The following is a 21,695-nucleotide window of genomic DNA, read 5'->3' as shown; positions in this document are numbered from 1 at the left end:
GTCATCTTTACTCAATAAATTCTGATGCGCATTATACCTGTTCAAACGGATATCCCCAACGACTTATCTAATTTGGTCGCGCTTCTGTTACCTAATGTTAATAAGATAACTGCCTCTTTTAAGGCTTAAGGCTATAAATTGCTATTTAAACAGTCAAACAGAGTACTTTACCCGCAAACAGATGCATATTTTCAAAATACGCTTGCAAAGCCATAGGTCAGTCGTTATAGTTCGCTCCGCTTCGAAGGGCATAACAAACTTTGTTAAGAATGTTAGCCATCAAAGCAGCGTTTTATAGGACGCGGGGTGGAGCAGTATGGTAGCTCGTCGGGCTCATAACCCGAAGGTCGTCGGTTCAAATCCGGCCCCCGCAACCAATAATCATTTATTAAATGATTACGATAAACGAATTGATTCAAATACAGTAGCGGGGTGGAGCAGTATGGTAGCTCGTCGGGCTCATAACCCGAAGGTCGTCGGTTCAAATCCGGCCCCCGCAACCAATTTGATGAAAGTAATACTAGTGATAAATACAGTCGCGGGATGGAGCAGTATGGTAGCTCGTCGGGCTCATAACCCGAAGGTCGTCGGTTCAAATCCGGCTCCCGCAACCAATTTAATAGTGTTGTTTAGTTTGTAGATATGTCGGGCTCAGGTCTTATTACCTACAAAGGTCGTCGGTTAAAATCCGGCTCCCGCAACAAATTAAATGTAAAAGCAATACAAGTAATAAATACAGTCGCGGGATGGAGCAGTATGGTAGCTCGTCGGGCTCATAACCCGAAGGTCGTCGGTTCAAATCCGGCTCCCGCAACCAATTTATTAATCTTAGTTATAATCACAACCCTTTCTTTTTTTAAAATCTCACTATCACAATAGTAAAAAAGTCTTAGAGCAACTCGTCCGGCTCAACTCTTTATACAAGCCTAAGAAGGTCGTCGCTTCTGTTGTTAACAGTAATCCGGCTCCCGCAATCTATTTATTATCACCACCCTCTTTATTTTTAAAACTCCCACTGATAAAACAAAAACCTAAGAGCAACTCATCGGGGATCATCACTTTATGCCCGCCAAAAGAAAACCGCTGATTAAGCTTCGCTAGAAAAATGAGCTAGTGATGATTGTTGCGGATTTTTAGGAAGATAAAAAATAGATATTTATGGATGAAGTAAGAAAATTAAAACGTGGAATTAAAACAACATAGAAAGCAAAGTGCCTTGATGATTAACAGCAAAACACCCTACTTATTGGTTACTTCTTTAACCAGTGCTTCACGCGGGTACGGTTGTTAGTATCGCGATTTTTGATAATCAGCTTATCATCCGTTTGATGTACTGTTGATTTGGCTAATCGGTCATACAGCAACACATTTACTGAAGCAGCAAGATTCATACACCCTTTGGTCGGCACATAAACTACGTCATCAGCGGCATCGATAAGCTGCTGGGGAATGGTGCCATCTTCAGGGCCAAAAATGTAGAAGGCATTCTCTGGATGGATAAATTGCGGTAATGGAATCGCACCCACCACAAGATCAACGCAAATGACCTTACTGCCTTTGGGCACTTGGGCTAATAATGATTCAACGCCTTTCAGTGGAATGGTTTTGGCAGCTTGCTTTTTATCAACTTCATATTGAGTATCCGCTTTAACCGCAAAATCATAACGTCTACCAGTATAAAATACTTGATTGACGCCATAACAACCCGATGCGCGCATAATCCCGCCCACATTCACTGGGGTTTTGGGATTAACCAGCCCAATTGCAACGTGAGCAGATACTTGCTCAAATGCTGTTTCGAGCTGTTTATCATCTAATATAGTAAGTGACATTAACTATGCTACTGCAGACACAATACGACTGCGTAATTGCTGCCAAGCTTGGGCAACTAATACATAATCAGCATCATTAAGTTCTTCATTTGCCAGCGCAAGACACTGAATCACTTGATTATCGAGTGCATCAATACCTTGATCAGCTTGCACTTCAAGTTTTGCTAAAACCACTGCAATATGGCCTTGTAAGTAACCACTGGCAAATAATGCATCATCATCACCATTGCTAACGGTTTCTTGTATCCAAGATTCCATCGCGACATCATACTTTTCTAACATGGGTTTATTCCACCAAATCTGGGTTAGCCACTTGATACATGACGTAATCATGGTAACCAGTTATTACTTTATAATAGCCTGTAAGAGCTACATCTAATTCTGGGTCGCCACTATCCACAATTAATGGCCGTCCTTCAAGTGCTTTTAGCTTAGTTTTTGTGGCTACGATCAAAATATTGTCTTTACCCAGCTGTTTTATCAATGCGGGTGACAGTTGTTGGTTACCTCTTCCAAGCACATGACCTTGACCACCAATCAAGGTGATCACAAGCTTGGTTGGTTTGCCACTTGTTATCTGTAGTAACTCTTGGGCTGTTACATCTGTGGCAATTAATTGTTTATCTTGAATAACATCAACACCAAGTAAGGTGTTATCTAAATAAAGATCATCCATAATTGCCGCGACTGTGCTGCCTGAGCCCATGATAAAAATCTCATCATCCATTGACTCAATCACATCGGCTGCGATATCGGCCAATACTAATTCATCGGTTTCTTTACCGCCCATTTTTACCGCTTGTACATAACGCGGCTCTGCTGGCACTAACATTTCACCAAAGCGTTTGGCTTTAACTGTACCTTGCCTAAATGCCGTTTCATCAATATCCATGACATCAGCGGTCATTAAACTGACTAACTCACCATCCAGCAGCATTTTAAGCACTAAGCCCGAAGCCTTAGGCGTTATGCCATAAACGCCTGAATGAATTTTAACCCCAGCAGGTACGCCTAATACAGGAATAGCATCATCGACAATAGAGTACACATCTCTTGCAGTACCATCACCACCAGCAAATAGTAATAGATCCAATGACTGATCTAATAATGCCTTTACTGCGTCACGGGTATCTTGCTGTGTGGTATTTAATACTCTTTGAGTGCTTTTATTAAGTTCACTTAGATCTGCACCAGGTTGATTTTGATTACCGATGCAGTGATGCACAACCTGAGTATTAAAGCCCATTTTAACAGCGATATCTTCGCCCATACAGCCAGACGAAGTAACGATTTGAATGCGATCTTTATACGCGGACACAAGCTCTAACGCCTGCTGCATGCGCAGATGTGCTTTGGGCTCAGCACCTTTGGCCAATGCTTCTTCGGCAACACCGTCTGATCCTTTTAAACCGACACTGCCACCTAAACCTGCTAATGGGTTAATGAGTAATCCTAAACGAAACGGCTTCACATCGGCTCCTTCTCTATATATTGCTGTTGAATGAAACAATTGATCTAAATTTGAATCCACAACATCAGCTGTGCTGGCTTTTACCATTCATATCGGGAATAAACATAACGGCCACGGCAGAGGCTATGGCACAAGTTGCTGCAAATAACCAAACTTGCGCAGCGCCACTACCATCGCCCCAAATATAGCCGCTAACCCAAGTCCCTAACGCACCACCCACACCAAAGCTCAGGCTAGCATATAAGGCCTGGCCAGTACTGCGATGATGGATACCAAAATGACGATGAATAAATTGAATAGACACGGCATGGGTTAACCCAAAGGTAAAGGCATGTAATGTTTGGCTAAATACCAGCATAAAAATGACATCGGGATAATACCCTAAAATTAACCAACGCACAGAGGTCAGCACAATACTAACAATAAGCAACAGGCGTAAACCATATTTGCCAATCAATTTTGAAGCGTATAAAAAGATGCCTATTTCGGCCAATACCCCAAAGGCCACCATGATCCCAGCGAAGGTTTCCGAATAACCAACTTGTTTAAGATAGAGCACAAAAAAACCGTAGAAAGGTCCAACACTCATTTGTAATAATAAGGCAGACAATAGGAATAGGATGATTGGTTTATCTAAGGTTAATTTAGGCCGTTCAGACCCGCTTAACACAGCGGCTTTAGTTGAAGGTAGCGGCATTGAGCATATTAATAGGCCAATAAATAGTACCATGCCGATGTAAGGCAATACCTCTGCCCCTAAACGTTCGATACTCACGCCCGCAAGCACAACTAAAACAATGTAGCCAACGCTGCCCCAACTTCGAATTGCGCCATATTGATTGGCATTGTCACCCAAGGTTTCAAGGGTTATCACTTCCAGCTGAGCTAAAATGGCATTCCAAAAGAAGGTATAAATAGTCAAACTAATCGCCAGATACCAAAAACCACCTTCAAAGAAAAAGCTGATAAAAGTCAGCGCAGCACAAAAAGCCCCTAGCTTGATCAAACTGGCACGCATCCCTGTTCTATCAGCAACCATAGCCCAAAGGTTAGGCGCAACGATCCGCGTCGCCATGAGTATGGCAAGTAATGAACCAATCTCTTGGGCATCAAACCCGCGGGCGTCAAAAAATACCCCAAGATAAGGGACTAGAACACCAAGAATAGCAAAGAAGAAAAAATAACAAGCCCTGAGCCAGCGAAGCTGAAACTCAGGGCTAGAACTGCTTGGCATTTAACGCATTCCGATTACGGGTGTTAGGCTGTGTACATCTTGATTTTGAGCACGATGACGTAATAGATGATCCATCAATACAATCGCTAACATAGCTTCAGCAATAGGCACTGCGCGGATCCCCACACAAGGATCATGACGACCTTTAGTCACAACATCAGCCACTTCTCCTTGAGCTGTCATACTTTTACCTGGCACACTAATACTTGATGTTGGCTTTAAGGCAATATTAGCCACAATCGGTTGGCCTGAGGATATGCCGCCCAATACACCGCCGGCATGATTTGACTCAAATCCAAGGGGTGACATCAAGTCACGCCCTTCTGATCCCTTCTGTGTTACCACACCAAATCCATCACCAATTTCAACACCTTTTACCGCATTAATGCCCATTAATGCGTGGGCAATATCAGCATCTAGTCGGTCAAATACTGGCTCACCAAGACCTACTGGCACACCTGTAGCCAATACGGTAATTTTTGCACCGATAGAATCGCCTGACTTTTTCAGCTCACGCATGTATTCATCTAGTACATCAAGCTTTGACGCATCAGGAAAGAAAAAGGCATTTTTCTCGACCTGTGCTAAATCAATAGACTCAGCACTAATCGGCCCTAGCTGTGACAAATAGCCATGAATATCAATGCCATGCACCGCTTTTAAATACTTTTTAGCCACAGCGCCGGCTGCAACACGCATCGCGGTTTCACGGGCTGACGAACGTCCACCGCCACGATAATCTCGTAGACCATACTTTTGCTGATAAGTGTAATCAGCATGTCCAGGGCGGAATAAGTCTTTTATGTTGGAGTAGTCTTGGCTGCGTTGGTCGGTATTTTCAATCAATAAACCAATCGAAGTCCCTGTGGTTTTACCCTCAAACACCCCAGATAAAATACGCACTTCATCAGCTTCTCGACGTGCTGTCGTATAGCGTGATGTACCTGGACGACGACGATCAAGATCATGTTGCATATCTTCAACGGTTAATTCTAGCCCCGGCGGGCAACCATCAATAATACACCCAAGTGCCACACCGTGACTCTCACCAAATGTGGTGACGACAAAGTTTTGCCCAATACTATTTCCTGACATGCGCCATTTATCCCTTCATAAATAAAAACTGAATAGCGTAATGCTACACTATTACAGCACCATTATTCACTATCTTTGTAGATGGCAAAAAGTGATTGATTTTCAACTAGCTGATCACGGGTTAATACAAACACCCCGTCACCACCAAATTCAAACTCGACCCACATGAATGGTACATCAGGGAATTGCTCCATTAAATGCACCATAGAATTACCCACTTCAACCACCAATAAACCGTTCTCGGTTAAGTAATCAGCTGCGTTAGCTAGAATACGCTTGGTTAAATCTAATCCATCACGGCCCGATGCTAAACCAATGGCTGGCTCGTGATGATATTCACTTGGCATATCATCAATATCTTCGGCATCAACATAAGGAGGATTAGATACGATCAAATCGTAATGTGGCCCTTTTTCAATCGCTGCAAACATATCTGACTGAATTGGGAAAACACGATCTAATACGCCTAGAGTTTCTATATTGATTTGAGCGACTTCTAGGGCATCTTCACTAATATCAAGCGCGTCAACTTCAGCATCTTCAAAAGCATAAGCACAGGCAATAGCAATACAGCCGCTGCCAGTACACAAATCCATAATACGATGCACAGGTTTGTTATATAACCAAGGGCTGAAATTATTATTAATCATTTCAGCAATCGGTGAGCGTGGCACTAACACGCGTTCATCAACAAAAAACTCTAATCCAGCAAAATGGGCTTTATTAGTCAAATAAGGAACCGGTAATCGTTCACGAACACGGCGAATAATCAGCTCAACTATTTTATGTTTTTCGCTACTGGTTAGGTTGCTTTGAATAACTTGCTGGCCTATTTCTTCCGGTAGATGTAATGCATGAAAAACTAATGCAATGGCTTCATCCCAAGCATTATCTGTACCATGGCCATAAAAAATTCCGGCGTCATTAAAACGGCTAACAGCCCAACGGAGCATATCGCCAATAGTACGTAACTCGGTTACCGCTTCATCTACAAAAATTTTATCCAAAACACACTCCTAAAAAATAGTTCTGCTGCATTGTAACTGATGTCTATTAAGATGGGCTAGAATTCAATACAATATCGCCATGAATGACAAAAATATCACTGATTTCGAGTCGTTTAGTGATTTAGTTGCCGGTATAAAACCCCTTAAGCAACAAGCCCATCACTTTAAACAACCCGTAAAAAACAAACAGCAAGTGGAAATAAAAGAGCTACAGCTTCATTCAAGTAGCTACTTTTCTGACACCTATCAACCGTTATTGCCCGTCACTGGGCCAATGCGCTGGACGAACGACGGCGTTGATAAAATAGAGTTAAAACGTTTACGCCGTGGCGATTACGTGCCAGACCTATTGCTTGATTTACATGGGTTAAGGCAATCAGAAGCTAAACTTGAGCTTGCCGCTCTTATTCAAGCATGCGTAAAGCAAAACAGTATTTGCTGCAGTGTAATGCATGGGTATGGTATGGGAATATTAAAGCAGCAGCTGCCTATGTGGTTAGCACAACACCCCAAAGTAAAGGCTTTTCATCAAGCACCTAAAGAATGGGGCGGTGATGCAGCGTTACTGATTCTGATTGATATTGGCGATCAGCCACATCGAAGATAGATCGATAGATAATCGGCTATTAATCTTTCAAGATAAACAGCCCTATCATTCACTGCAACTTTGTAGAAATAGACGTTAAACCCCACTAGGGTAATTCATGCCTACAAAGCTTGCTTGTTCAGAATGTTTGTCAATTTGTACAAAAGCAGAGGTGGCAAAAATAGGCGGTTCTAATCCCGCAACTAGTTCACCCACCAAAAAACCCACTATCGGCATGTGAGTAATCACTAACACAGTGTCTGCTTTATATTGCTGTGCATAAGCTAAAATAGAATCGGCGGCCATTTTAGGGTCACCTGAAGGGGTAATATTGTCTAACACAACGCATTTTCTTGCTTTAGGTAAGTGTTTACTGACGACTTGCCACGTTTGTTGGGCGCGCAAATAAGGGCTGACTAAAACTAAATCAAGCTGAGAAATGCGACTATTGAGTAAGTTAGCCATTTGGCCGGTTTGGTAGCGTCCATGTTGCGTTAATATCCGTTCACGATCTGATAGCGCATCAAAGCTGGCTTCACCATGGCGCATCAAAAATAGCTGCATACTTAACTCATTATCAATCTTATTTTACTAATACGACAATTGTAGCGTCATTAAAGCACTTGCGAAACCGTCACCAAACAAAAATTAACTCAACTTTAGTCGATAGTGGTCATAAAGTTTGACGAGTTATTTGCTAAAAGCCGATAACAATATCAATATGTAACTAGAACCGTTACTTGGAGCCTTCACTTGTCCGATTTCCCAGCAATACATACAAGTCAAAATGATCATCGTTTATATCGTTATATCCGCTTATCGAATCAACTTCGGGTATTACTGGTTGAAGATGTGCAAACCAACCAAGCTGCTGCTTCTATGGCTGTTCAAGTTGGTCACTTTGATGATCCTGTCGATCGCCCAGGTATGGCACACTTTTTAGAACATATGCTATTTTTAGGGACAGAAAAGTTCCCTGACTCAGGTGAGTACCATGCTTTTATTAATCAGCATGGCGGTAATAACAATGCTTGGACAGGCACTGAACAAACAAACTTTTTTTACACCATCAATGCAGATGTTTTTGAAGAGTCATTAGATCGCTTCAGTCAGTTTTTTATTGCACCTAAATTTGATATCGAATTGGTCGATAGAGAGCGTCATGCTATTGAGTCTGAGTATAGTTTAAAGCTAAAAGACGATATTCGCCGTGTATATCAGGTGCAAAAAGAGACCACTAACCAAGCCCACCCTTTTTCTAAATTTTCAGTGGGTAATCTCGCTACATTAGCCGGCCCTCAATCTGAATTACGTGAAGAACTACTGTCGTTTTATCAGCAGCAATATTGCGCAAATATTATGACTCTGTGTTTGGTCTCCCCTGCTTCACTGGACCAGTCCGAAGTATGGGCTAAAACCTATTTTGAAGGCATCGTCAATCGAGGAGTAAGTAAACACTATCCTTCTGAATTACTGATTACTGATGCTGAACGCCTCAAACAGATTTCAATTATCCCTTTAAAACAACAAAAACGAATCAGTGTTAATTTTGCACTACCCGGAATTGACCAATTCTATAAACGCAAACCATTAACCTTCATAAGCCACCTGTTAGGCAATGAAAGTCCAGGGAGTTTGTTGTCTTACTTAAAAGAGCAAGGCTTAGCTAATAACTTATCAGCTGGCGGTGGCATCAATGGGTTTAACTTTAAAGATTACTCAGTCAGTATTCAGTTAACTGATCAAGGTTTTAATACTATTGATGAAGTCGTAAAGTGTATTTTTGAATATATCCAACTTATCAAAATGCATGGACTTGAAGATTGGCGTTATCAAGAACGCGCTAATTTATTAAACACCGCTTTTCGGTTTCAAGAACAAATTAAAGCATTAGATCTCGCCAGCCACCTCAGCATTAACATGCATCACTATGATATCGAGGATGTGGTCTATGGTGATTATAGAATGGATAACTTGGATGTGGCTGAAGCACAGTCGCTACTTGAATTAATGCATCCGCTCAATATGCGCTTGCAGGTTGTTGCCCAAGATCTTGATACCGACAAGCAAGCGGCCTGGTATCACACACCTTACAAGGTATCGGATATTGAGTTATCACGATTAGCATATTGGCAACAAACTGAAATTAGACAAGCTTTAAAGCTGCCCCAGGCTAATCCATTTATTGTACCCGATCCGCAATCAAGAAATGAAGCAAGTCAAAATCCAGTACCTGTTGTAGTTGCTGAAGGTGAAGGCTATCGAATTTGGCATAGAAAAGATGACGAGTTTAATGTGCCCAAAGGGCACCTTTACTTATCACTTGATTCACAAAAAGCCAGTATGTCACCTCGTCATGCAACCTTAACCCGCTTATATGTTGAGCTATTGCTAGACTACTTAACTGAATCAACTTATCAGGCTGAAGTTGCTGGATTAAACTATAATATTTATCCGCATCAAGGTGGCATTACCCTTCACCTTACTGGGTTTACGGGTAACCAGGAAACCTTGCTCGCGTTGATTATTCATAAAGGGCGTGAGCGACAATTTACCCAAGAACGCTTTAACATGATCCGTAAGCAGATTTTAAGAAGCTGGAATAATGTTGCCCAAGCAAAACCTATCTCGCAATTATTTACCAGCTTAACAGTCACATTACAAAAGCGAAGTTTTGAACCGGTGAGAATGGCGGAAGAACTTGAAACAATTACCTTAGATGAACTTCATAATCATGTTAGTGAATTTTATGAAAAAATCTACCTTGAAGGTCTAGTCTACGGTGATTGGTTAGTGTCAGAAGCTCAAGCATTGGGTAAGAAATTACAACACTTATTGTCCCTGGTGACAAAACCTAGCCATGAATCATCACGAGAGTTAGTTAACTTACAAGGTGTTGGTACCTTGCTACGTGAGAAAGCAATCCAGCATCAAGACAGTGCAATTATTGTTTATTATCAATCTAGTGAAGCAACGACAGATAAGATGGCACTGTTCAGTTTATTAAACCATACAATGTCATCAACCTTTTTTCATGAACTGCGCACAAAACAGCAATTAGGTTACATGGTAGGCACGGGTTACCTGCCACTCAACAGACATCCTGGGTTAATTTTTTATATCCAATCCCCTTCTACTGGTCCCCGAGTTTTGCTTGAAGCCATTGATGAGTTTATAGCCGACTTTAGCTATGCCGTAATGCAAATAACCAATGAACAATGGGAAAGCACTAAACAAGGTTTAATTAGCCAAATTATGGAACACGATTCTAATCTCAAAACCCGTGGACAGCGCTATTGGGTTAGTCTAGGTAATAGGGATTATCAATTTGATCAACGTGAAAATGTTGCCGCGAAGGTCGGAACACTTACCAGAGCAGACTTAATCAAATTCATGATGCAACAGATGCGGAGCAAGCATTGTGACCGCTTAGTCTTATTCAGTTGTGGTGAGCAACATTCTCAACAGCAACTCGGATCTAAAAATATGATTTTAGATCTAAGAACATTTAAGCAAGCTGCTGAAAAATTTAACTTTTAGAGATAATGTCAGTTAACTTTAAATTACTTTGTAAATGTTTAACGTCAATTTAAACCATACAAAAAACTAACTTTTTTACTATGAGGAGTGTAAATCACTAATTACTTAGTACTAATTAAACAAAACAACTAACTCGCATAAAATTACACCAGCTCAAGAAGGGTAAAAAAACAACACTTAGTCTCATTTGTGTTAACAGACTTTTGACAAACCCCATGGATTCTGAAAAAGTAGGCAAATCAACGCTTCTGCTTGGCATCTACGAGAACAAGAAAAATAAAAATTATGCCTAAAATCTTATCTTTACTCTTATTTCTTTTTGCTTTTTTTCAAGCATCATTCGCTATGTCGATGTCTTTTTCGGACTTTAACGAAGAACAGCTCGATATTATTCTCAATTATGATTCATACACAGTCGCAGATGGTCTTTCTCAAAATACAGTAACCAGCATAGTTGAAGACAGTGAAGGCTACATTTGGATTGGTACTGTTAATGGCTTAAACCGTTTTGATGGCACAGAATTCACCCATTTTTATGCTGAAGATAATGGAAGCGGCCTACCCAGCTCTTTTATCCGCAATCTAATGATTGATGATAAAAATCAACTTATTGTGGGAACGGATAAAGGACTGGCTATATTTAACAAATTTACCGAAACCTTTTCTCTTGCGAAACCCAATCACCCCATATCAAACTCAGTAATATGGGCAATATATAATGACAATGGAATTAATTACATTGCCTTAAATAGTGAAGTTTACATATTTAACTCTGACTTCTCGAAAGAAATTAATTTGATTAAAAATCAAAAATTTAAAGAAATAAAAAAAATAAGAAACTCGAAAGACACATTATATATACGAAACTATGATGGAGATATTTTTACATATTCAGATGAAATCAAACTACATTCAAGCAAGACGTTAGACTTTGAAATAAATAACAATGATATCATAACATTAGAAAAGAATGGATTATATAAAAACAAAAAGAACATTATCAAAACAAATGCATTAAGTCTTTCGTCGACTTCGTTCGCCGATACATTACTTTTATTCACTAAAAACCAAGTAATTTCTATTGAACTTAGCCAAAACAGCAATGAAATAAAAAAAACAATTATTGGCGAATTCAAAAGCGACCTGAAAGAAAACAACCAAATAACTACTTTCTCCACTAAAAACAAACTATTCACATCAAACTTCACTGATGGGATAAATGTATATTCACTTGAAAAAAATATCGCAAAAAAAATAAATAATAATATAAAGAACATTTGGTCAATCGTATCAAATGAAAACAACTTATTCATAGCCAGCAATAAAAAAGAGATAACTTATTTTGACAAAAAATTTAATAATGAAACAAAGTTAAAAGTAGAGTTCGCCGAAGGTCACAAAAGTATTTATGCAAACAAAAAATTTATTTACGTCGGTTCACCTGAAGGTTTATACCAAGTTAATTTAGACACACAAGAGAAAGAAAAGTTAACGTCAGAATACATCATGAAAATAAAACAAAACAATTTAGGATTTATTGTTGCTGCGACTTTTGATGGAAAAATATTAACTATCAACCCTATAACCAAATCAATTGATACTATTGACACAAGAACAAACCACCCTATTTATGACTTTGTATCTATTGATGGGAATTTATATATAGCATCACAGAAAGGGTTGCTCAAGTTTAAAGATGGTATAATAAAAAATATCTATAACAAAGAGTTAGTTGCAAGTTTAAACCAATATAACAATCAGTTAATTTTCGGTTCAAGGACTGGGATATTATCTTTGGACTTACAAAAAGAAGTCGTATCTGAGATATTGAAAACAGAGAAAACCATTTACTCCATCGATATAATTGAAGACATAATAGTTGCACCTTCTAATATGGAAGTTAATTTAATAAACTTAAAGACAAATCAAAAGTTAAAATTAACACAAAAAAATGGCATACTTCCTGACTATAGTACGCAGTCAAATTTAGAATATTTGAATGGGATTATTATTGGCGGCCCTTATGGGTTGACATATCTTAACCTAGATAAGGCTTTTGAACATAAAAACTCAATAAACGAAGTGACCATTCAAAACCTTTCCATATTCAATGAACCAATAACTATAGGTTCAAGAAATTTAGACAAAGCCATAAAGTATCAAAATAAAATTCAACTTAAGCATTCTGAATACCCTTTTAGCATTGAATACAATATTATAGGAAAAAATAGAGTTAATTTCGATTTCTACTATATTTTAAATGAAATAGACAATGATTGGCTACCAAATAAAAACACTAATACAGCCACATATACTAATGTCCCACATGGAACATATATCTTTGGTGTATATGCGGTTGATAAATCAACGGGACAAAGAACCCTTACAAAGAATATTGAAATAACAATAACACCACCATGGTGGCTTACATTAAAGGCAAAAATAATTTATAGCCTAATTATGTTGACTATTTTAATACTCATAACCAAAGCGATTTTGCGCCGTCAAGAAATCCAAAAACAAATCGTACTCAGTGAAGAGCGTCTTAAACTTTCACTTTGGGGCAGCGGCGATGAGATGTGGGACTGGGATATAGAGAGCGGAAAAATATTTCGCTCCAATATTTGGGGAACATTAGACTTCCCTCAAGATGGGCATCGCTCAGGTAAAATTGGCGAAGAAAGTAATATTCATCCTATAGATCAACCTAGAGTTCAAAAAGCCCTCAATGACCATTTTAGCGGTATTACAGATCACTTCGAAATCGCTTATCGGGTCAAAGGTCGAAATGACCAATGGATGTGGATTTTAGACAGAGCAAAAATAGTTGAACGCGACCAGAAAGATCATCCAGTTCGTATGACAGGAACAATTAAAGACATTAATAATATTAAACAGGTTGAAGAACAGCTTAAACTTTTTGCCCGCGCAATTGAAAATATTTCAGAGGGAATGTTCATTCTCAACCAGGATTATGTATTTGTTGAAGTTAACGAAGCATGCTGTGATATAGCGCAGTGTAGCCGCGATAAATTTTTACAGCAGCAACTTGAGTTTACTCGTTATCCTAATTCATATTCAGAACAAATTAGAAGCGCATTACGCCAGCAAGGACGTTGGAATGGTGAAATAGAAGCCAATAAAGGCGATGGTAGCTTCTTTTTGATGGAATTGACCATAGACGCTATGTACGACGAACAGGGCGAGACAAGCCATTATGTAGGGGTTTTTTCAGATATCACCCGCCGTAAGCAACAAGAAGAAGAATTACGTAAATTAACCAATAACGACTTACTCACTGGTTTGCCAAATCGCTCAAGTTTACAAGTAACTTTAAACAACCTAGTGAAGAAAGATATTCACCATACTTTGATGGTATTAGACTTAGATAATTTTAAACGCATAAATGACTCTCTAGGACATCAAGTAGGCGATGAGTTGCTTATATCCGTTGCAGAGCGCATCAAAACCTCAGTTCCAGGCCATGCCAGTTTATATAGATTAGGTGGTGACGAATTCGCATTACTTATTGACCAGAACCCCGATATTGGCTCTAGTGCCATGATTGCCTCTAACATTATTCAGTCACTAAAACCCGCATTCGAAATCAATGGGGACTCTCTAGTGCTAAGCATTAGTGTTGGCATAGTACTTTATCCAGAAGATGAGCAAAACGAACAAGCATTATTACGAAAAGCAGATATTGCTATGTACCATGCAAAATCTGCTGGTGGTAGTCGCTATCAATTCTATTCTGAGTCCCTGAACAAAAATGCATTACGACAACTAGAAGTTGAAAATTTAATTCGTGAGGCCTTGAAGGAAGATTTTTTTGAAGTGTACTACCAGCCAAAAGTCGATTTAAAAAGTGACTGTTTAGCTGGTATGGAGGCACTCGTGAGATTAAATCACCCTAAACATGGCATTATTCCGCCTAATGATTTTATCCCACTTGCTGAAGAAAACGGCTTAATAGTTGAGATTGGTGATGTTGTGTTGCGTAAAGCGTGTTTTGCTGCGCAAAAGTGGTTGGAGCAAGGCTTATTTAATGGCCGCGTTGCCGTCAATTTATCGTCGCGTCAATTTGCTCTCCCAGATTTACAGCAAAGAATAGAGTCAATTTTACGGCTTACCAAGCTACCGGCTCACCATTTAGAGTTAGAGATCACGGAAGGAACCGTAATTAAAAACCCTGAAAATGCCATTAAAGTGATGCAACAACTAGCTAAAATGGGGGTTAGTCTTGCTTTAGATGACTTTGGTACGGGTTATTCATCATTATCCTATCTTAAGCGCTTTCCAATCAATTGCTTAAAAATTGACAAATCATTTGTCGACGATATAGACAAATCTGATCGCGACTTAAAAATGGTCGATTCTATTATTACTATTGCCCACAATATGGGGTTAACTGTTGTAGGAGAAGGCGTAGAGCAGGCCGCTCAGCTTAATATTTTAAAAGCTCTTAATTGTGAGGAAATACAAGGATATATATTTAGTAAACCTGTGCCTGAAAAAGACTTCGAAGCTCTGTTAACTGCAGATGCGGATAAAGTAAGACTACGTAAGAAACCATAAAAAAACAAATATCACAGCTTTAATCAACATTGGCACAAGAACTGCTATTAAATCGTTAGTTGTCAAAAATAACAATTTAATAATAACCCTGAGCCAAGAGAGACTAAAATGATTAAAGGAATAATTGCACTATCTGTTTTATCAATACTATCGGTTAATACAACTGTGCAGACTAAAACTCTAGATTCTCATACTGCTGCCTTACCAGCAATCAAAGTACTAGACACGCAAACTGCGGCATTACCTGCAGTCAAAGTACTAGACACGCAAACTGCGGCATTACCAGCAATCAAAGTACTAGACACGCAAACTGCGGCATTACCAGCAATCAAAGTACTAGACACGCAAACTGCGGCATTACCTGCAATCAAAGTACTAGACACGCAAACTGCGGCATTACCTGCAATCAAAGTACTAGACACGCAAACTGCGGCATTACCAGCAATCAAAGTACTAGACACTCAAATTGCGGCATTACCAGCAATCAAAGTACTAGACACGCAAATTGCGGCATTACCAGCAATCAAAGTACTAGACACGCAAACTGCGGCATTACCAGCAATCAAAGTACTAGACACTCAAACTGCGGCATTACCAGCAATCAAAGTACTAGACACGCAAACTGCGGCATTACCTGCAATCAAAGTACTAGACACGCAAACTGCGGCATTACCAGCAATCAAAGTACTAGACACGCAAACTGTGGCATTACCAGCAATCAAAGTACTAGACACGCAAACTGCGGCATTGCCCGCAATCAAAGTACTAAACACTCAGACTGCATAAGGAATATAACTATGTTTAATTCATTAAAAATTGCATTGGGTTTAGCCAAACCAGCTCGTAAGAAAGTAAAATTGCCTGCAGGCTTAGAACGTTTAGAAGTGACTCAAGCTAAAGCCTGGTGGAAATAACTAAGCGGGTATTAATAAAAAAGGAGCTGCGAGCTCCTTTTTTGTTGTCTAGACATTTACTTTTATTAAACATGCAGATAATGATTTACAGGCTCCTTTATCAATCTAAATAATCATCTATTGCGAAATCATCTAGCCAATTCTGCTATCTAATTCATCAAGCCAACATATATTATGTACGCACTAAGCCTCAAAAACTCGCTCTATGGGCGCCTAAACCTTCAACTTTACGATAAGCTAAATGCTTATGAGTAGTGAATAATGGGTATGCCACAGGCCCTAAAACCACGCCAACCAATGCCCAGCGTTTAACCGCTAAACCTGCATAATAAGCAGAGAAGCCAAGAAAAATGCTACTCAATACAAACAATAAAGCGAGTAATAACCAATCTAATTGAAAAATCACTGAAACCTCTTTATATCTTCAGTTAACTGCATTCCATCATGATAATGGCTAAAAACACTGCACAGCAGCATTCCATTTTCAGCCTAGGCTATCTGTATTATTAAAACATCCTTTAGTTTCGTCCAAATTGATACATCTTAATAATACTAAAAGATTACAAACTAGCCGTATTATAGCCTAAAGCACCACTCACTTCGATTAAAATTCAGGCAAAAGTATTCCGACAAGGCAATAAAAAGCGGCAAATAATTGCCGCTTTTTTAATCTCCACTAAATCTAGTGACTCAGAACTCATCAGTTCGTATGAAAATGAGTTCCTTCAGTTGCCATATTTTTTAGCATTTCACAGGGAGCGAAACGATCACCATAAAGTTTCTGATAACGATTTAAGGTATCAACCAGGTTTTTAGGCCCTAATGAATCAATATAACGGAAAGGACCGCCTAAAAATGGTGGGAAACCAATACCAAAAATAGCACCAATATCACCATCTCTTGCGTTAGCAATAATGCCTTCTTCTAAGCAACGAACCGCTTCGTTAAGCATTTGAATAGTACAGCGCTCGGCAACTTCTTTTGCTTCTTTATCAGATGAAGCTTTAATACCTAATACGCCATAAACCGATTCATCAACCAACTTGGCTTTTTTTGCTTTAGGGCCATATTGATAAAAACCTTTGCCGTTTTTACGCCCTTTACGATCATCGGCAAGTAACTTATCAAATGCCGCTGGTGCTGAAAAACGCGCCCCCAACTCTTTTTCTAAAATAGGCGATATTTTAGCCCCAACATCAATGCCCACTTCATCTAATAAAGTCATTGGGCCGACCGGAAAACCAAACTTAATTAATGAACGGTCAAGATGTTCAATTCGCTGACCTTCAAGTAATAATTGCGCGGCCTCATTCATGTAAAGCGCAAGAATACGATTGACGTAAAATCCCGCCCCATCTTGAACCACAATAGGTGTTTTACCTTGCTTACGGGCAAAAGCTACAGTAGTGGCGATAGTTTCAGGTGAAGTGGTCTTGTGGGCAATCACTTCCACTAATGGCATTTTTTCAACCGGTGAGAAATAATGCAAGCCAATCACATTTTCAGGACGCGCGGCAGCGGCAGCGATTTGACCAATAGGTAATGATGAAGTGTTAGAAGCAAAAATAGTATTTTCACCACATTCACGCTCAACATCCTTAACCATTTGATGCTTTAATGCTAAGTCTTCAAATACAGCTTCAACTACGATATCAGCATCTTTGATACCTTTATAATCAGTGGTAGTTGTCATAAGAGACATCACATTGTCACGGGCAGCAGGCGTCATATGACGGCGCTTAACACCTTTATCTAACAGCTTATAGGCATAAGCTAAAGCATTGCTTAGCCCTTGCTCTGAAATATCTTTTACCCGTACCGGTATTTTAGCTTTAGTTGTGGTGACAGAAGCAATACCGCCGCCCATTAAACCGCCACCTAACACCATGGCTTTTTTAACGATGCGAGGCTCAGCACCTTCAGCACCGGTTTCTTTTTTCATTTCGGTGGTAGCAAAGAAAATACTGCGCAGCGCAGCTGACTCCTTGGACATAACTAAATTAGCAAAGTGAGCCGCTTCAATTTCTAAGCCTTTTGCCATACCTTTATTTAAGCCTTGGCGAACACAGTCAATAATTTTTCCAGGAGCTGGATAATTGCCGGCTGTTTTCTTTTCGACTTGTTTACGCGCTTGATCAAACATGATGTCACGGGTAAATGAGGTTGACTCTAAAAATTGATTTAACTTTGACTGCTTAATCGGTTTGGCAGCGCTTTTACCTTTTTTAGCAAGCTCAATTGCGGTAGCAAGCAATATTGAGTTAGGCACTACATCATTCACTAAACCCATTTTTAATGCTTGTTTTGGACGAACTTGCTTACCGGTTAGCATTAAATCTAAGGCTGTTGCTACGCCCACTAAACGAGGTAAACGTTGTGTTCCACCACCACCAGGCAACAAGCCTAGCTGTACTTCAGGTACACCAAGTACGGTTTTGCTATCATCGCTACATACACGTAAATGACACGCTAAAGCCAGCTCTAAACCACCGCCTAAACACGCGCCGTTTATCGCAGCAACTACCGGAATAGTCAAACCTTCTAGCTCATTAAATACCACATGCCCCTGCTGTGATAAGTCTTTTGCGTCTTGTTCACTTTTACAAGCGGCCAACATACTGATATCAGCACCAGCAACAAATGAATCTTTTTTGCCAGAAACAACAACTAGCCCTTTAATGCTGGAATCGGTTTTTATTTCAATCAGAATTTCTGAAATTTCAGCACCAAATTGAGCTTTTAAAGTGTTCATGGTTTCACCAGGAACATCCATAGTCAAAATAGCAATACCGTCATCACGACGTTGTAAATTAAATGTCTTTTCCATTGTAATTACTCCACTTCCACGATCATTGCAGCACCTAAACCACCCGCGGCACACGCCGTTGCCAAACCAGTTCCACCGCCGCGGCGCTTTAGTTCTTGACATACTTGAGTGATTAAACGAGTACCGGTTGCCGCAAAAGGATGACCATAGGCTAATGAGCCACCCAACACGTTGAACTTACTCATGTCAATTTCACCAATTGCGCGATTACGACCTAATTTTTCTGCCGCAAACTTTTTCGAGCCAAACATCTGCATATTAGCAAGGGTTTGAGCAGCAAATGCTTCATGCATTTCAACTAAAGTTAAATCTTCTAATTCCATACCGGCACGTTTAAGCGCTAATGGTGTGGCATATGACGGACCCATTAACATGTCTTGCCATACGTCAATTGCAGTAAAGGCGTAACTTTTAATGTAACCAATAGGCTGATACCCAAGCGCTTTAGCTCGGCCTTCACTCATTAAGATGATTGCTGAAGCACCATCGGTTAATGGCGTACTGTTAGCCGCGGTCACAGTACCGTGTTTACGGTCAAAAGCTGGACGAAGCTTGGCGTAAGACTCAAGTACTGAATCTTCACGGATATTGTTATCACGGTCGATAAACTGCTTATAAGGTGGAATATGCGCCGCCATCACTTCTTGCTGCAACACGCCTGAGTTCCACGTTTGAGTTGCTAATGTGTGCGAACGGTGAGCCAACGCATCTTGATCTGCACGGCTAATGCCATAGGTCTTTGCCATTTGTTCAGCCGTTTGCCCCATAGATAAACCGGTTGAATACTCTGCTACGGCAGGCGGTACAGGCATTAAATCTTTCAAACCTAAACGGCGCATAATGGCAAATTTTTGCTGAAAAGTACGCGCTTTGTTAAGGTCAACTAATGCGTGAGCGAGTTTTTTAGACACGCCAATGGGCAGTACAGATGAAGAATCGGCACCACCGGCAATACCAATTTCAATGTTACCCGTCATGATTGATTCAGCAACGTTAACCGCTGATTGAAAAGATGTAGCACACGCGCGGGTAACACTGTAAGCATCAGTAGAGACATCCATACCGGTGCCTAGTACGATTTCACGGGCAATGTTTGGCGCGGCTGGCATTTGAACAACTTGACCATAGACTAATTGTTCAATAGTTTTGGGATCTAATTCTGAGCGAGACAACAACTCATTAACTACCATTTTGCCCATATCTAATGCTGATACGCCATGAAATGCGGTAGCCTGCTTTGCAAAAGGCGTTCTTAAGCCGGCGACGATTGCAATACGCTCTCCGCGGGCATTTGTTACCTGTTGTCTATCACTCATTTTTCACCCTCTTTTTATAGTTAACCTGGCGACACAAGCTCAAGTTGTTAATATCCGTTTCGCCCGACCATAGTGGTCAGACCATCAAAGTGTGATTTGATTCTAACTTTTTATTTGCTGGTTTTAAACACCTGTTTAGATATATCTTTCAATAGCACCATATCCGTTGTCAGAGGCTTTAGCTATTAACAACAAAAATATTCTTAGTGTACCTTATTGCGCTTATTGGTTTCATTAAGGGTTAAAATCTGTTAATCCTACTAGCTAAATCCATATAGAATTCATAACATAAGGCGCATTGTGTTTATGTTATTAGCAAATGATTGAGTAACCGTATGCCTTTAAGCCGATTTCATTCTTTAAGAACTTATCTCGACACTGTTATTTTAGGTCAACCTGTGTTGACTGAAAATCTTTTAATTGCCTTAGTAGCTAATGGTCACTTACTGGTTGAAGGCCCTCCAGGCCTAGCTAAAACCCGCGCAGTTAAAGCTCTGTGTGATGGGGTTGAAGGTGAGTTTCATCGTATTCAATTTACACCAGATTTATTGCCAGCAGATTTAACCGGTACTGACATTTATCGCCAGCAAACTGGCACATTTGAATTTGAAGCAGGTCCTATTTTTCATAACTTGATTCTAGCTGATGAAATAAATCGCGCCCCGGCTAAGGTGCAATCAGCCTTATTAGAAGCCATGGCAGAAGGTCAAGTCACGGTAGGTAAAACCAGTTACCCTTTACCAAAACTGTTTTTAGTGATGGCAACCCAAAACCCGTTAGAAAATGAAGGGACTTATCCATTACCCGAAGCTCAGTTAGATCGTTTCTTAATGCACATTAATCTGGATTACCCAAATGCAGAAACTGAGTGCCTTATTTTACGTCAGTCACGTAAAGAAGCGATTAGTCATCAACTGCCGACAACTGAGCCTGTTGCGCAGGCCGATGTATTTGCCGCACGGGATCAAGCACTAGAAATTTACCTTGCTGACCCCCTTGAGCAATACATTGTTGAAATCGTTATGGCAACCCGTCAGCCTGAACGATACAGCCCTGAATTGGCTAAATGGTTAGAGTATGGCGTTAGTCCACGTGCCACTATTTCATTAGAACGCTGCGCCCGTGCAAGAGCTTGGCTTTATGGCCGTGATTATGTATCACCAGAAGATATTCAAGCCGTCGCGCCTAATGTGCTACGTCACCGTCTATTGTTAAGCTATCAAGCGCAAGCCGAAGGCATAACAGCAGATCGCGTTATTGACACCATTTTGTCTCAAGTAGCAGTACCTTAAGCA

General features: G+C 40.1%; 15 protein-coding genes and 4 tRNA genes. 9 read left to right on the top strand and 10 right to left on the bottom strand.

Annotation, left to right across the window (positions count from 1 at the left end):
- Positions 1 to 300: 300 nt before the first annotated feature.
- The 4 genes from FJ709_RS05760 (at position 301) to FJ709_RS05745 (ending at position 817) form a co-directional block, all read left to right on the top strand.
- A tRNA-Met gene (locus FJ709_RS05760) sits at positions 301 to 377 on the top strand.
- 49 nt (positions 378 to 426) lie between these two features.
- Positions 427 to 503: transfer RNA gene (locus FJ709_RS05755), tRNA-Met, on the top strand.
- 34 nt (positions 504 to 537) lie between these two features.
- Positions 538 to 614, top strand: a tRNA-Met gene (locus tag FJ709_RS05750).
- Positions 615 to 740: 126 nt separating this feature from the next.
- Positions 741 to 817: transfer RNA gene (locus FJ709_RS05745), tRNA-Met, on the top strand.
- A 433-nt stretch (positions 818 to 1,250) separates the two neighbouring features.
- Here FJ709_RS05745 and FJ709_RS05740 read toward each other — a convergent pair.
- From FJ709_RS05740 to prmB, 6 genes are all read right to left on the bottom strand, one after another.
- On the bottom strand, positions 1,251 to 1,832 hold the full coding sequence (locus FJ709_RS05740) for an RNA methyltransferase (protein WP_226414288.1): 582 nt from the start codon (positions 1,830 to 1,832) through the stop codon (positions 1,251 to 1,253).
- Positions 1,833 to 1,835: 3 nt separating this feature from the next.
- Positions 1,836 to 2,114 carry a YfcL family protein gene (locus FJ709_RS05735; protein ID WP_226414285.1) on the bottom strand — a complete coding sequence of 93 codons (279 nt, stop codon included), beginning with the start codon at positions 2,112 to 2,114 and terminating at the stop codon, positions 1,836 to 1,838.
- 4 nt (positions 2,115 to 2,118) lie between these two features.
- Positions 2,119 to 3,303, bottom strand: coding sequence for an ATP-NAD kinase family protein (locus FJ709_RS05730; RefSeq protein WP_226414283.1), 1,185 nt, complete (start codon positions 3,301 to 3,303; stop codon positions 2,119 to 2,121).
- 64 nt (positions 3,304 to 3,367) lie between these two features.
- Positions 3,368 to 4,537 carry an MFS transporter gene (locus FJ709_RS05725; RefSeq protein WP_226414280.1) on the bottom strand — a complete coding sequence of 390 codons (1,170 nt, stop codon included), beginning with the start codon at positions 4,535 to 4,537 and terminating at the stop codon, positions 3,368 to 3,370.
- On the bottom strand, positions 4,538 to 5,632 hold the full coding sequence (aroC, locus tag FJ709_RS05720; protein WP_226414277.1) for a chorismate synthase: 1,095 nt from the start codon (positions 5,630 to 5,632) through the stop codon (positions 4,538 to 4,540).
- 62 nt (positions 5,633 to 5,694) lie between these two features.
- Positions 5,695 to 6,639 carry a 50S ribosomal protein L3 N(5)-glutamine methyltransferase gene (prmB, locus tag FJ709_RS05715; RefSeq protein WP_226414274.1) on the bottom strand — a complete coding sequence of 315 codons (945 nt, stop codon included), beginning with the start codon at positions 6,637 to 6,639 and terminating at the stop codon, positions 5,695 to 5,697.
- 79 nt (positions 6,640 to 6,718) lie between these two features.
- On the opposite strand from prmB, the gene smrB reads away from it, so the two are divergent.
- On the top strand, positions 6,719 to 7,246 hold the full coding sequence (gene smrB / locus FJ709_RS05710; RefSeq protein WP_226414271.1) for an endonuclease SmrB: 528 nt from the start codon (positions 6,719 to 6,721) through the stop codon (positions 7,244 to 7,246).
- A 75-nt stretch (positions 7,247 to 7,321) separates the two neighbouring features.
- On the opposite strand, the gene sixA is transcribed toward smrB, so the two are convergent.
- A complete protein-coding gene (gene sixA / locus FJ709_RS05705) occupies positions 7,322 to 7,789 on the bottom strand; it encodes a phosphohistidine phosphatase SixA (protein ID WP_226414269.1) in 468 nt (155 codons plus the stop codon).
- Between the two features lie 189 nt (positions 7,790 to 7,978).
- On the opposite strand from sixA, the gene FJ709_RS05700 reads away from it, so the two are divergent.
- The 3 genes from FJ709_RS05700 to FJ709_RS05690 all read left to right on the top strand — a co-directional run bounded on the left by FJ709_RS05700 (position 7,979) and on the right by FJ709_RS05690 (position 16,129).
- Positions 7,979 to 10,765, top strand: coding sequence for an insulinase family protein (locus tag FJ709_RS05700; protein WP_226414266.1), 2,787 nt, complete (start codon positions 7,979 to 7,981; stop codon positions 10,763 to 10,765).
- Positions 10,766 to 11,050: 285 nt separating this feature from the next.
- Positions 11,051 to 15,343, top strand: coding sequence for an EAL domain-containing protein (locus FJ709_RS05695; RefSeq protein WP_226414264.1), 4,293 nt, complete (start codon positions 11,051 to 11,053; stop codon positions 15,341 to 15,343).
- A 108-nt stretch (positions 15,344 to 15,451) separates the two neighbouring features.
- Positions 15,452 to 16,129, top strand: a complete 678-nt coding sequence (locus FJ709_RS05690) for a hypothetical protein (protein ID WP_226414261.1) — start codon at positions 15,452 to 15,454, stop codon at positions 16,127 to 16,129.
- A gap of 318 nt (positions 16,130 to 16,447) precedes the next feature.
- Here the strand turns inward: FJ709_RS05690 and FJ709_RS05685 are convergent, their stop codons facing one another.
- From FJ709_RS05685 to fadI, 3 genes are all read right to left on the bottom strand, one after another.
- Positions 16,448 to 16,627, bottom strand: coding sequence for a hypothetical protein (locus FJ709_RS05685; RefSeq protein ID WP_404830044.1), 180 nt, complete (start codon positions 16,625 to 16,627; stop codon positions 16,448 to 16,450).
- Positions 16,628 to 16,957: 330 nt separating this feature from the next.
- Complete coding sequence (fadJ, locus tag FJ709_RS05680) at positions 16,958 to 19,084, bottom strand: fatty acid oxidation complex subunit alpha FadJ (protein WP_226414256.1); 2,127 nt, start codon at positions 19,082 to 19,084, stop codon at positions 16,958 to 16,960.
- Between the two features lie 5 nt (positions 19,085 to 19,089).
- Positions 19,090 to 20,400, bottom strand: a complete 1,311-nt coding sequence (fadI, locus tag FJ709_RS05675; protein ID WP_226414252.1) for an acetyl-CoA C-acyltransferase FadI — start codon at positions 20,398 to 20,400, stop codon at positions 19,090 to 19,092.
- Between the two features lie 335 nt (positions 20,401 to 20,735).
- On the opposite strand from fadI, the gene FJ709_RS05670 reads away from it, so the two are divergent.
- Positions 20,736 to 21,692 (top strand): AAA family ATPase, encoded by a 957-nt coding sequence (locus FJ709_RS05670; protein WP_226414250.1) that lies wholly within the window; start codon positions 20,736 to 20,738, stop codon positions 21,690 to 21,692.
- The last annotated feature ends 3 nt before the right edge of the window (positions 21,693 to 21,695 follow it).

This window comes from Shewanella glacialimarina (assembly GCF_020511155.1).
GTDB classification, from domain to species: domain Bacteria; phylum Pseudomonadota; class Gammaproteobacteria; order Enterobacterales; family Shewanellaceae; genus Shewanella; species Shewanella glacialimarina.
This window is presented reverse-complemented; position numbering and strand designations above follow the sequence as displayed.

Coding starts and splice junctions, on each gene's coding strand:
- fadJ (WP_226414256.1), bottom strand. CDS start 19,084: ATGGAAAAGACATTTAATTTACAACGTCGTGATGACGGTATTGCTATT.
- aroC (WP_226414277.1), bottom strand. CDS start 5,632: ATGTCAGGAAATAGTATTGGGCAAAACTTTGTCGTCACCACATTTGGT.
- FJ709_RS05670 (WP_226414250.1), top strand. CDS start 20,736: ATGCCTTTAAGCCGATTTCATTCTTTAAGAACTTATCTCGACACTGTT.
- sixA (WP_226414269.1), bottom strand. CDS start 7,789: ATGCAGCTATTTTTGATGCGCCATGGTGAAGCCAGCTTTGATGCGCTA.
- FJ709_RS05690 (WP_226414261.1), top strand. CDS start 15,452: ATGATTAAAGGAATAATTGCACTATCTGTTTTATCAATACTATCGGTT.
- FJ709_RS05695 (WP_226414264.1), top strand. CDS start 11,051: ATGCCTAAAATCTTATCTTTACTCTTATTTCTTTTTGCTTTTTTTCAA.
- FJ709_RS05740 (WP_226414288.1), bottom strand. CDS start 1,832: ATGTCACTTACTATATTAGATGATAAACAGCTCGAAACAGCATTTGAG.
- fadI (WP_226414252.1), bottom strand. CDS start 20,400: ATGAGTGATAGACAACAGGTAACAAATGCCCGCGGAGAGCGTATTGCA.
- FJ709_RS05725 (WP_226414280.1), bottom strand. CDS start 4,537: ATGCCAAGCAGTTCTAGCCCTGAGTTTCAGCTTCGCTGGCTCAGGGCT.
- FJ709_RS05735 (WP_226414285.1), bottom strand. CDS start 2,114: ATGTTAGAAAAGTATGATGTCGCGATGGAATCTTGGATACAAGAAACC.
- smrB (WP_226414271.1), top strand. CDS start 6,719: ATGAATGACAAAAATATCACTGATTTCGAGTCGTTTAGTGATTTAGTT.